This window comes from Flavivirga sp. 57AJ16, assembly GCF_028736925.1.
GTDB lineage: Bacteria > Bacteroidota > Bacteroidia > Flavobacteriales > Flavobacteriaceae > Flavivirga.
In genome coordinates this window covers 107,163-119,676 of record NZ_JAQZAT010000010.1, presented here as the reverse complement: position 1 = coordinate 119,676, position 12,514 = coordinate 107,163, and the positions used below count along the sequence as shown (strand labels likewise).

Below are 12,514 nucleotides of genomic sequence, written 5' to 3'. Positions count from 1 at the left end.
GATTTAGGAAAAATGAAAGTTGTTATTCAAAGAGTATCAAAAGCAAGTGTCACTATTGATGGGGTAAAAGTAGCATCCATTTCTAAGGGGCTTTTAGTCTTTTTAGGCATTGTTAATGAAGATACGTTAGAGGATATTAAATGGTTAACCAATAAGATAGTAAACCTTCGTGTTTTTGGCGATGAAAATAACATCATGAATAAAGCCTTGTTAGATACCAATGGCGACGCTCTGGTGGTAAGTCAGTTTACTTTACATGCTTCAACAAAAAAAGGACATAGGCCAAGTTATATTAAAGCAGCAAAACCAGATATTGCTGTGCCACTTTATGAAAATTTTATAGAACAATTAGAAGTTGATTTAGGTAAAAAAGTGCAGACAGGACAATTTGGGGCCGATATGAAAGTAGAGCTGCTTAACGACGGGCCGGTAACCATAATAATCGATTCAAAAAATAAAACGTAATGGCATCTATATTTGGGCATGCAGTGGTTGGTTTTACCTTAGCTAAAGTTATTGATAAGCATCATGCCAAATGGCTCATGGTATTTGCTATATTTTCAACAATACTTCCAGATTTTGATGTTATAGCCTTTAAATTTGGTATACCCTACGGCCACCCCTTGGGACATCGGGGTTTTTCCCATTCTATATTGTTTTCCGTTTTATGGGCTTTTGTTTTGATGATTAGCTTAGGTAGAAAAAATAAAGGGATCTGGTTTTTAGTTATTTTTTTATCAACGCTTTCACACGGTATTTTAGATGCTATGACATCTGGAGGGAAAGGTGTTGGTTTTTTTATCCCTTTTAATAACGGTCGTTTTTTCTTCCCTTTTCGAGGGATACAGGTGTCGCCAATTGGGATAAAGGATTTTTTTTCAGAATGGGGAATGAAAGTGTTATTTAGCGAGTTTAAATATATTTTTATCCCATCTTTTCTTGTATTGTTTGTGAGAATTTTATTTTTCCGGACAAAAAGGATCTTTTATGGAAAAAACTGAGTTCATAACAATGATCGGTCAGATACAAATATCTTTTGAAGTTTAAAGTTGTAAATATATGATAGTAAAAAAAATTGTGAGCATAGTTATTATGCTCATAAGTTTATCTGTTTCTTCACAAGAAAATTTATATACCAGCTATACCATTCCAGCAAATCTTAAAGAAAAAGCTAATGCGGTTATTCGATCTAATGATATACATATTTCGTTAAGATCGTCCAGCGAAATGTATGTTACCAAGAAAAAAGTTATTACTGTCTTAAATAAAGAAGGAGATGATCATGTAGGTGCCTATGCGTACTATGATGATAATGTAAAAATCAAGAGTTTAGAAGTTTTGGTTTTTGATAATTTCGGTAAAGAAATTAAAAAAATCAAGAAAAACGATTTTAAAGACGTTAGTGCTGTGGACGGTGGCACACTATATTCGGATTCCAGAGTTAAATATTTAGAATATACGCCCATTGAGTATCCATATACCATCGAATTTACTAGTGAAATTGTAAATAACAATACGGCATTTATACAACCTTTTATACCTATAAATGATTATTTTTTAAGTGCAGAGAAAAGTACTTATACTATAGATTTTCCAGAAGATATTACTATTAGAACAAAAGAAAAGAATTTTGAGGCTTTAGGTTTAGAAAAAGAAGCCCTTTCAGGAAAAATTAAATATGAAGTAAAAAATATTGAAGCTATTAAACCTGAGGCATATAGTCCCACATCTTCTAGTTTGTACCCAAAAGTTTTAGTCGCTTCGAAACAATTTACACTAGAAGGGGTGCATACACAAGTTGAAAATTGGAGCGAGTTCGGAAAATGGATGTACCATGATTTAATAAAAGATACTTATGATTTGCCAGCAAGTACCATTAGTATGATACAAAGTTTGGTGAAAGATGCTCCAAATGATGTGGAAAAGGCAAAGAAAATATATGAATACGTACAAGGTAAAACACGCTATATAAGCGTGCAAGTAGGTATTGGAGGCTGGAAACCTTTTAACGCTTCAGAGGTAGATAAATTAGGTTATGGAGATTGTAAGGCTTTAACAAATTATACCATGTCACTTTTAAAAGCTGCAGGAGTTAAGTCTAATTATACCGTTGTATATGCAGGCAAATCTCAAAGAAGTTTAGAGAAAGACTTTGCAGCTATGCAAGGTAACCATGTTATCCTTAACATTCCACAAGAAGATAAAGAAGATATATGGCTAGAATGTACAAACCAAAAATTCCCCTTTGGTTTTATTGGGGACTTCACCGACGATAGAGATGTATTGGTCATCACTCCAGAAGGGGGTAAAATTCAGCATACAAAAAAGTACAGGGCAGAAGAGAGTGTACAACTAATTAAAGGGAATTATACGATTTCGAATGATGGGGCTATTGATGCCCATGTAAATGTTAATTCCAAAGGGATCCAATATGATGATAAATATTGGTTAGAAACCGAAACAGAGAGAGACCTTGATAAGCATTATAAAAAACGATGGAAATATATAAATACGGTCAACATCAATAATATGCATATCACAAATAATAAAGAAACTGTTGAGTTTATTGAAGATGTTAGTTTTCAGGCAACTAATTATTCTAAAAAAATAGGAAATAGAATGCTGCTTACGTTAAATGCTTTAAATAGAAATACAGAGATCCCGGATCGTTATAGAAATAGAAAGCTTCCTCTTAAAATTAAAAGAGGGTTTACAGATATAGACGAAGTCGAAATTAAATTACCACAGGACTATAATGTAGAATCCAAACCCGACAATAAAACCATTGAAAATAAATTTGGCAGTTATAAAACCGAGGTGATCGTTAAGGATGAGAACACCCTTATTTATAAACGAGCATTTGTAATAAAAGATGGTGAGTTTCCAAAAGAAGATTACGAATCATTTAGAAACTTTTACAAAGAAGTGAATAAACAAGACAATGCAAAAGTAGCCCTAATTAAAAAATAAAAAAATGAGAATCACAATGGTTTTATTTAGCTTATGCTTTACGCTAACAGCATTTGCTCAAGATTACAAATTTGGAAAAATATCAAAAGAGGAACTACAAGAAACATTTAATCTGCTGGATTCATCTGCAAGGGCAACGTGTTTATATAAGCACAGAAGAACTTATTTTGAATATCAACAAGGAGAAGGCTTTAATTTGGTAACGATAGAAAAAGAAAACGAACAAATAGTATTAACTAAAGTATAGATGGATATTAAAAACGCACAAAAAATAGTTGACGATTGGATAAATGAACATGGTGTTCGTTATTTTAACGAGCTTACCAATATGGCCCAGCTTACAGAAGAAGTAGGCGAAGTAGCCCGTATCATAGCAAGGCGCTATGGCGAACAAAGCGAAAAAGAAAGCGATAAAGGAAAAGACCTTGGGGAAGAATTGGCAGATGTTTTATTTGTGGTATTATGTTTGGCAAACCAAACAGGTGTCGATCTGCAAAAAGCTTTTGATAAAAGAATGGATAAGAAAGCAAAACGCGATCATAATAGGCACCATAATAACGAAAAATTAAAGTAAATTTGCAGCTTCTATTAAAGAGAATTTATAAGCATGCATATTACACTTCAAAAATCTAAAATAGCTAAGCAATCTTCAATTCAAATAACGGGGTCTAAAAGTGAATCCAATAGATTATTACTTTTAAAGGCACTATATCCTGAAATCAGCCTTGATAATGTATCAAATTCTGATGACAGTAACTTAATGACCGAGGCATTGCGTACAGATTTGGATTTGATTGATATTCACCATGCAGGAACGGCGATGCGTTTTTTAACGGCTTATTTTTCTGTTCAAGAGGGAAGGGAAGTGACACTTACGGGATCTAAGCGCATGAAAGAGCGCCCTATTGAAGTTTTAGTAGAAGCACTTCAAGAGCTTGGAGCGGATATTAGTTATGTTGAAAATGAAGGATTCCCGCCCATAAAAATAAAAGGGAAAAAATTAACCAAGCATAAAGTGTCATTAAAAGCAAATGTAAGCAGTCAATATATTTCTGCATTATTACTGATCGCTTCTAAACTTGAAAATGGATTGGAGTTAACCTTGGAAGGTGAAATAACATCGGTCCCATACATAAAGATGACACTTAGTTTGTTAGACGAAATTGGAGTAGTATCTTCATTTAAAGGAAATGTCATTACAGTAAAGCCAATAACCAACAACCCACAACCCAAAAGATTAACTGTAGAATCAGATTGGTCATCGGCATCCTATTTTTTTAGTATGGCAGCTATTAGTGACATTGGAACAGAAATCACATTATCCTCATACAAAAAAAACTCCTTACAAGGTGATTCTGTTTTAGTTGAAGTCTATAAACATTTTGGAGTAAGTACGGTCTTTAGTGGTAATAAAGTGACCTTAAAGAAAGCATTTTCAAACCTAGAGCCATTAGCTTTAAATTTAAAAAATGCTCCCGATATTGCCCAAACGATTACGGTAACCTGTTTTGCTTTAGGTATGTCTTGTGATTTAACAGGGCTTCATACACTTAAAATTAAAGAAACGGATAGGTTGGTTGCTTTAAAAAATGAAATCGAAAAACTAGGAGGTCAGGTTAAAATTACAGACAGGTCCCTACATTTATCGGCTTCAAATACAATGAACGAACTGGTGTCAATTGAGACATATCACGATCATAGAATGGCAATGGCATTTGCTCCTATAGCGCTTAAAACAGCTGTTGTTATTGAAGATGCAGACGTTGTTTCAAAATCTTATCCAAGTTTTTGGGATGACCTTAAATCTATTGGATTTAAAATAACTAAATAATAATCACCTATTTACTTGACAACCCCTACTTGCAGATTGTATATTTGCAGCTTTCAAAAAATAACTAAACAGCTAGCTAAATAAACCTTTCAATACTATTAGGTTACGTGTTAACCTAATATTTGTGCTATTGAAAGCACTCTTTGGCTTATTAAGAACAATAAAAACTAACAAATGAAATTATCACACTTTGGTTTCAATCTCCCAGAAGAATTATTAGCAGAATACCCAGCGGAAAACAGAGATGAGTCGCGTTTAATGGTTTTAAATAGAAAAGAGCAAACCATTGAACATAAAATGTTTAAGGATTTAATAGACTATTTTGAAGAAGAAGATGTATTAATACTTAATAATACTAAAGTGTTTCCTGCAAGATTATATGGTAATAAAGAAAAAACAGGAGCTAGGATAGAGGTATTCTTATTAAGAGAATTAAACGAAGAACAACGTCTTTGGGATGTTTTGGTAGATCCAGCTCGTAAAATAAGAATTGGTAATAAATTATACTTTGGTGATGATGATACCTTGGTTGCAGAGGTTATAGACAATACGACATCCAGAGGACGTACATTACGTTTTTTATATGATGGATCATATTCTGAGTTCCGTAGAAAATTAAATGAACTTGGTGAAACACCGCTTCCAAAGTATATAAAAAGAGATGTAGAGCCAGACGATGAAGACCGTTACCAAACTATATATGCAAAAAACGAAGGCGCTGTAGCAGCTCCAACTGCTGGACTTCACTTTTCTAAGCATTTACTGAAAAGATTAGAAATTAAAGGGGTTAATTTTGCAGAAGTAACTTTACATGTAGGGTTAGGTACTTTTAACCCGGTTGAGGTAGAAGATTTGTCGAAACACAAAATGGATAGTGAAGAGTTAAAAATTGATGAAAAAGCAGTAAGCGTTGTAAACAAAGGTATTGATAACAAAAGACGTATTTGTGCTGTGGGTACTACTGCCATGCGTGCTATAGAAAGTTCTGTGTCTTCAAATGGCATGCTAAATGAAATTGATGGATGGACCAATAAATTTATTTTCCCTCCGTACGACTTTAGTATTGCTAATTGTATGATTACTAATTTTCATACCCCAAAGTCAACATTGTTAATGATGGTTTCGGCATTTGCAGGACACGACTTTATTAAAAGAGCATACGAAGAAGCTGTAAAGGAAAAATACAAATTTTACAGTTATGGCGATGCCATGTTGATCATTTAATCCTGAACTCGTTTCAGGATCTTTTGAAATAAAAAGATGAGGGTGTCTAAAAAGTAAGTTCGATGTCATATTGAGCTTGTCGAAATATTTTTAACTTACTGATAATCAATATCGGTTTCGACAGGCTCAACCTGACAAATCAAATTATAAAGACTTTTTAGACACCCTCATCTTTCCTGTACCTGTCTTGTTGGCAGGCAGGAGAGCAGGAATAACAAAATGGATAGATTAAATACCAAAATTCGAAAAACCTTTCACTACTTTTGAAACACTTATGGCAACGGGTAAAAAAGACATTCGGGCATTAACCAAGGAAGATCTAAGAGCATTCTTTGAAAAACAAGGAGATAAAGCCTTTCGAGGTAACCAGGTTTATGAATGGCTTTGGCAAAAATCGGCACATACTTTTAAGGATATGACCAATGTTTCAAAAGAAACACGCCAAATGCTGGAAGATAACTTTGTTATTAACCATATCGAAGTTGATACGATGCAACGTAGTAAAGATGGTACCGTAAAAAATGCGGTTAGATTGCACGATGGTCTCATAGTAGAGTCGGTTTTAATTCCAACAGCCACAAGAACAACAGCCTGTGTGTCCAGTCAGGTAGGGTGTAGTTTAGACTGTAAGTTTTGCGCAACAGCACGTTTAAAGCGTATGCGTAACTTAAATCCGGATGAGATTTACGATCAGGTTGTCGCTATCGATAAAGAAAGCCGTTTATATCATAACCGCCCATTAAGCAATATTGTGTTTATGGGCATGGGGGAACCTCTTATGAATTACAACAATGTTATTAAGGCTATCGATAAAATTACATCCCCAGAAGGATTGGGGATGTCTGCAAAGCGAATTACGGTGTCAACATCGGGCGTGCCGAAAATGATAAAAAAGATGGCAGATGATGGGGTGAAGTTCAATTTGGCAGTGTCTTTGCACTCGGCTATTGATGCTGTTCGTACATCCATCATGCCCTTTAATGAAACCTTTCCTTTAGTAGATTTAAAAGAAGCATTAGAATATTGGTACGAAAAAACAAGCAGAAAAATAAGTTATGAGTATGTGGTTTGGAAAGGGATAAACGATACTCAAAAAGATATCGATGCTTTTGTGAGGTTCTGTAAGTATGTACCATGCAAAGTAAATATAATTGAATATAATCCTATTGATGATGGCGCTTTTCAGCAAGCAACGAATGAAGCCTTAGAAAACTATATTAATACCTTGCAGAAAAATGGAATTGTCGTAAATGTACGCCGCAGTAGAGGAAAAGATATAGATGCTGCTTGCGGACAATTAGCAAATAAAAAATGAAAAATGAAAAAAGATCTTTAGTCAAAGTTCTTTTTTCATCTTCTTTGTTAGAATAGCATTATTCTTTTATTTAATTTACGCTTATTGCTTGTGAAAAATTGCGAAGCAATACATTCAAAATGGGTAATATAACCACGCCTAAGACGTGGCATGCTAATCCCGTTTTTGAAATAAATTCAGGATAAATGTTTCAGTATCCAGTGGGATTCTAGGTTTAATGCCTAGTTATTCTATATGTAAGATAGAAAATCTTTTTTATGAATGAACATTTTATCGATCAAATGTTTTTTTTGTAAGATAAATAGTAAAAAATGTTTAAAATAAACTTTCGAGAATCTATAGTAGTAATATTTTAACATTATTAGTAATTTCGCTGAGATTAAGTTTGAATATTGAAAATAGTAGAGCAAATAAAACAACCTATAGCTTATGAGATGGATCTTTTTGAACAGAAGTTCCAACTTTCCATGTCTAGTAAAGTTGCCCTGCTAAATAGGATTACTCATTATATTGTAAACAGAAAAGGGAAACAAATGCGTCCCATGTTCGTGTTTTTAGTTTCTAAAATGGTATCCAATGGTGAGGTTAGTGAGCGTACCTACAGGGGCGCTTCGGTCATTGAGCTTATCCATACGGCGACTTTAGTACATGATGATGTGGTTGATGATAGTAATCGCCGACGTGGATTTTTCTCTGTAAATGCGCTTTGGAAAAATAAGATAGCTGTTTTAATTGGTGATTATTTATTGTCTAAAGGATTGCTTTTAAGTATTGATAATAATGATTTTGATTTACTTAAGATTATTTCTATTGCAGTTCGCGAAATGAGCGAAGGTGAGTTGCTTCAAATTGAGAAAGCACGAAAACTTGATATTACAGAAGCTGTTTACTATGAAATTATCCGTCAGAAAACAGCAACTTTAATTGCGGCTTGCTGTAGTTTGGGAGCAGCCTCTGTAAAACCAGAATCGCAGCATGTGGAGTCTATGAGAAAGTTTGGTGAACTTATAGGCATGGCGTTTCAAATAAAAGATGATTTATTTGATTATGGCGATACTCAAATTGGCAAGCCTACAGGGATAGATATTAAAGAGCAGAAAATGACCTTGCCTTTAATCTACGTGCTTAACCAAGCTTCAAAAAAAGATAAAAACTGGCTTATTAATTCCATAAAAAACCATAATAAGGATACTAAGCGCGTTAAAGAAGTTATTGCTTTTGTGAAAAACAATGGCGGTTTAGATTACGCTATAAAAAAGATGAAAGCCTTTCGGGAAGAAGCTTTGCAAATACTTCAAACATATCCAGAATCAGATTATAAGAATTCATTGGAACTTATGGTGAATTATGTGATTGATAGGAAAAAATAGGTTGTTTTTTAACTCATTTATTATTGATAATTATTGTTGTCCGATAAAAACTATTGACTATAATTAGAAGTCCATCAATAATAGTAAAAGTAAAAGCATTACAGATTAGACACCTTGCTTTAAATACAAGTAAAAACAAACAAGAAATATTTAGTTTTCAGGAAGTAAAACAATAGAGGAGTCTCTGTTTGTCTGTTAGTTACAATCAAGTCTTTGTTCTTGGTTCCAATAGCGAAGTGGTCTTACGTCTTTAGTCGGACACTAATGATTGATAATAGTATTTTTAGTTTATGGGTTCTTGATATAATTGTTTCCCCCATAATTGGATATCTCTTTCTGGCAAATAAGAATGATTCATTAACTGATAAATCTCATCTTTGATTTCTTTAATAGCATTTAGATCATTTGTTCGTATTCTAGTTTCGTAATTATGTTTTGTTCCGCTAGATGTAAAATTCAAGGAGCCTAAATATGCTATTTGATCATCTATTAAATAGATTTTGCTATGAATAAATGTGTCACTTTCATCAGTCGTATCTGGTGACATATAAACTTTAAAAGGGAATAGTTGAGAATACCAATATGAATAGATTCTTTTATTATTAATCTTGTTTTTGTATAGCTTAATAATTAGAAATAAAATGATAATAGGAGTGAGTCCTAAGATTAATTTTACATCTTTAAGATAATAAATGATTCCTATTAAAATGACTAGAAGACCAAATCCAATATAAGTCAGTATTTTTATTAGGTCTTTCCACTTTTCACGCTTTTCAACAGCTTCTTTGTCAATTTTCTTGTTTTGAATTATCAGTTTATGAATATTCTTTTCATAGCTTCCATAAAAATCCTCAATATTATCGGTCGTAATTAATTGAACTTCTAGATTCCTTTTTCGAAAGTTTATTAATTCGGTAATTAAAAAAGGGGAAAGGTAAGGAGAAACTATTTTGATTGATTTTTTTGCATTACGAATATCATTCAGGAGTTTTTTCCCAGCTCCTTTACCAATATAAATATCGCAATTTGCCCCATTATAAAACATTCCTAATTTTGTTTTATCTATAACTATTACCAATATGTAACGAATATGATTTCATTTTAATGAAAAATATTCGGAGTTAAACGAAGGTAGTTGAAAATTTTTACAAAATCAAATACCTCAATTTTAATGTATTACCTTTTATTTCTTTTTAAATTGCATGTGTGTGTTTTTCTTCAGGCAACCATTAGCATGAAATTTGCGTCTTTAAAAATAGAGCGCTATAATGAAATCATTTTTGAAAGTCATACAACTGCATAAAAACGAATCGTTACTTATAAAAAAAGCGATTAAAAATAATCGTGAGGCACAGCACGTATTGTTTGAAATACATGCCCCAAAAATGCTAAGTGTTTGTAGGTATTATATAAAAGATTTACAACAAGCAGAAGAAGCCATGCTTAATGGCTTCTTTAAGGTATTGTCCAATTTGAAAAGTTTTAAGGGCAAAGGCAGTTTTGAAGGATGGATTAGACGTATCATGATAAGAGAGGCTCTATCATTTTTAAGACAGAAAAAGCAGGTAGTATTTTCTGTTGAGGATTTTGACCCTAAGAACGATTATGCTAATAATATTAGTGCCAACATAGAAGTTGCCGAAATACAACAGCTTATCGACGCGCTTCCCGAAGGCTATAGAGCGGTATTTATTATGTATGCTATTGAAGGCTATAAGCATTACGAAATAGCAGAGATGCTAAATATAACAGAGGGCACATCAAAATCGCAATTATTTAAGGCACGAAAATGGCTTCAGGAGAAAATTAAGGAATTAAACAAAACAACAAGCTATGGAACCAATTAAATTTGAAGAACGCATAAAGGATAAGTTGGATAAGAGAAGGTTGCAACCTTCTCATAGTGCTTGGGATAAACTTTCGGAACGTTTAGATAATCAAGAAAAAAAGAGAAATAATAAGCCTATCTTATGGTTAGGTTTAGCAGCAAGTATCGTTGGGATTTTATTAGTAATTTCTCAGCTTTTTAATAATGAAACCATTGCAAATGATGTTCCTAAAACGATGGTAAATCCAGAAATTGTAGAGCAGAATGAAAGTAAGGTTATAGACGTTGAAGAATACATTAATACTGAAAATACCTCAGAAAGGACCCTAGTCAATCCAAAGGAAATCGTTAAAAAACCAATAAAAAAGCCAGTTCTAATTAAATCTGAACTTAATAAAGGGCAAACGGTCATTGTTCAGGAAAACGGCGTAAAGAAAATAAACAAAGAGACTGTTAATACTGTTAAAATTGCTCTCGATCCTTTATCGTTTGAAGAAGAAAAGGTTCAGGCAGTCGCCCATAAAATACAAGCACTAAAAAATAATAATGCTGTTACGGATGATGCCATAGACGCTTTGTTATTGGAGGCCCAAAAAGAAATTAGATTAAACCGATTATATAATGAAACCACAGGAGTGGTCGATGCTAATTTATTACTTAAAGACGTTGAAGCAGAATTAGATGCATCCTTTAGAAGTAAAGTTTTTGAGGCTATAAAGGCAAGTTATGGCACCGTAAAAACAGCAGTAGCCCAACGTAATGATTAATTTTATTTCCGCGAAAGCGGGAATCTCGCAAATTATAACTATAAACATCATCAATTATCAAGAGATACTGAAATGAATTCAGTATTAAAAAAACGAACAGTTATGCAAACCATTACCAAGTATTTAGCACTTGTCGTGCTATGTGTAAACGTGCAATTAATCAATGCACAAGACACGATCCCAGCTATTAAAAATGAAAAGAATATTAAAATGCTTAGGCATTTAAAAACAGTTGTTGAAAAGGAAGAAAAAGAATTTTTGAAAATAGAAGTAGAAGCTATTAATAAACGTTTGGACAATGGCAAAATAACAAGTGAAGAAGCTCAAAAGCTAAAAATGAAGGCAGCAAAATTAGCAGCACTGAATATTGAAAATCGTATAGGGATTATAGACAATAAGATAGCGCTTTTTGAACGAAATGATTATGGACTGAATAGAGGAGGGAAAGAAACTAAACTAGGCGTTATTATAGGAGGAGAGGAAGTGCTTTATGTGAGGGAGAATGATGACAAACGAAAGAAATATGATAAGCGAACTTCCAGTGATTTTGTATTGGCTTTTGGCTTAAATAACGCTATTGTTGAAGGCGAAAATCTTGAGGACTCTCCGTATAAGTTTGGCGGATCCCGATTTTTAGAGTTGGGTTGGGCATGGAAAACAAGGGTGTTTAAAAACTCTAATTTTTTGCGCTTTAAATACGGGTATTCTTTTCAAATAAATGGGTTAAAACCTGATGACAATAAGTATTTTGTTCAACAAGGCAATCAAACTATATTGCAAGAATTCCCTGAAAACCTTAAAAAGTCTAAACTGTCGATTACCAATTTGGTGTTTCCTGTCCATTTTGAGTTCGGACCTTCAAAAAAGGTTGACAAAGAGACTTATTTTAGGTACTCTACACGAAATCAATTTAAAATAGGAATGGGCGGATATGCTGGTTTTAATATTGGCACACGTCAAAAGCTAAAATATAAATTGAATGGCGAGCAAATAAAAGACAAACAAAAACGTGGATTTAATACCAGTAATTTAGTGTATGGGTTAAGTGGTTATATTGCTTTTGATAGTGTTGCCCTATATGTTAAATATGATGTATCACCTATTTTTAAAGATCAGATCATCGACCAGAATAATATCTCGTTGGGAGTTCGATTTGATGTGGATTAAAATAAAAGAGGTCTGAAAAGTAAAGTATTTTATCCATGTGTG

The 12,514-nt window shown here is 33.2% G+C and carries 13 protein-coding genes; 12 read left to right on the top strand and 1 reads right to left on the bottom strand.

The window, feature by feature from the left end; genetic code table 11:
* Positions 1-12: 12 nt before the first annotated feature.
* The 9 genes from dtd to PQO00_RS12600 all read left to right on the top strand — a co-directional run bounded on the left by dtd (position 13) and on the right by PQO00_RS12600 (position 8,710).
* Positions 13-465 carry a D-aminoacyl-tRNA deacylase gene (gene dtd, locus PQO00_RS12640; RefSeq protein WP_274185205.1) on the top strand — a complete coding sequence of 151 codons (453 nt, stop codon included), beginning with the start codon at positions 13-15 and terminating at the stop codon, positions 463-465.
* Complete coding sequence (locus PQO00_RS12635) at positions 465-1,001, top strand: metal-dependent hydrolase (protein WP_274185204.1); 537 nt, start codon at positions 465-467, stop codon at positions 999-1,001. The genes dtd and PQO00_RS12635 overlap by 1 nt, the downstream gene beginning before the upstream one ends.
* 58 nt (positions 1,002-1,059) lie before the next feature.
* A complete protein-coding gene (locus PQO00_RS12630) occupies positions 1,060-2,970 on the top strand; it encodes a DUF3857 domain-containing transglutaminase family protein (RefSeq protein ID WP_274185203.1) in 1,911 nt (636 codons plus the stop codon).
* A 4-nt stretch (positions 2,971-2,974) separates the two neighbouring features.
* Entirely contained in the window at positions 2,975-3,217 is a 243-nt protein-coding gene (locus tag PQO00_RS12625; protein ID WP_274185202.1) for a hypothetical protein, read from the top strand.
* Positions 3,218-3,544, top strand: coding sequence for a nucleotide pyrophosphohydrolase (locus PQO00_RS12620; RefSeq protein ID WP_274185201.1), 327 nt, complete (start codon positions 3,218-3,220; stop codon positions 3,542-3,544).
* 33 nt (positions 3,545-3,577) lie between these two features.
* Positions 3,578-4,801: a 3-phosphoshikimate 1-carboxyvinyltransferase gene (locus PQO00_RS12615; protein WP_274185200.1), complete on the top strand. Its 1,224-nt coding sequence runs from the start codon at positions 3,578-3,580 to the stop codon at positions 4,799-4,801.
* A gap of 174 nt (positions 4,802-4,975) precedes the next feature.
* Positions 4,976-6,025: a tRNA preQ1(34) S-adenosylmethionine ribosyltransferase-isomerase QueA gene (gene queA, locus PQO00_RS12610; RefSeq protein ID WP_274185199.1), complete on the top strand. Its 1,050-nt coding sequence runs from the start codon at positions 4,976-4,978 to the stop codon at positions 6,023-6,025.
* 274 nt (positions 6,026-6,299) lie between these two features.
* On the top strand, positions 6,300-7,340 hold the full coding sequence (gene rlmN / locus PQO00_RS12605) for a 23S rRNA (adenine(2503)-C(2))-methyltransferase RlmN (RefSeq protein WP_274185198.1): 1,041 nt from the start codon (positions 6,300-6,302) through the stop codon (positions 7,338-7,340).
* Between the two features lie 392 nt (positions 7,341-7,732).
* The gene (locus tag PQO00_RS12600) at positions 7,733-8,710 is read left to right on the top strand and encodes a polyprenyl synthetase family protein (RefSeq protein ID WP_274185197.1); all 978 of its coding nucleotides are present in this window, start codon (positions 7,733-7,735) and stop codon (positions 8,708-8,710) included.
* 283 nt (positions 8,711-8,993) lie between these two features.
* Here the strand turns inward: PQO00_RS12600 and PQO00_RS12595 are convergent, their stop codons facing one another.
* Positions 8,994-9,755, bottom strand: coding sequence for a phospholipase D-like domain-containing protein (locus tag PQO00_RS12595; protein WP_274185196.1), 762 nt, complete (start codon positions 9,753-9,755; stop codon positions 8,994-8,996).
* Positions 9,756-9,978: 223 nt separating this feature from the next.
* Between PQO00_RS12595 and PQO00_RS12590 the strand changes: the two genes are divergently transcribed.
* The 3 genes from PQO00_RS12590 (at position 9,979) to PQO00_RS12580 (ending at position 12,472) form a co-directional block, all read left to right on the top strand.
* Positions 9,979-10,557, top strand: a complete 579-nt coding sequence (locus tag PQO00_RS12590; RefSeq protein WP_274185195.1) for an RNA polymerase sigma factor — start codon at positions 9,979-9,981, stop codon at positions 10,555-10,557.
* Positions 10,544-11,305, top strand: coding sequence for a hypothetical protein (locus PQO00_RS12585; protein WP_274185194.1), 762 nt, complete (start codon positions 10,544-10,546; stop codon positions 11,303-11,305). Before PQO00_RS12590 ends, PQO00_RS12585 begins: the two co-directional genes overlap by 14 nt.
* A 72-nt stretch (positions 11,306-11,377) precedes the next feature.
* Positions 11,378-12,472 carry a hypothetical protein gene (locus PQO00_RS12580; RefSeq protein WP_337992842.1) on the top strand — a complete coding sequence of 365 codons (1,095 nt, stop codon included), beginning with the start codon at positions 11,378-11,380 and terminating at the stop codon, positions 12,470-12,472.
* The last annotated feature ends 42 nt before the right edge of the window (positions 12,473-12,514 follow it).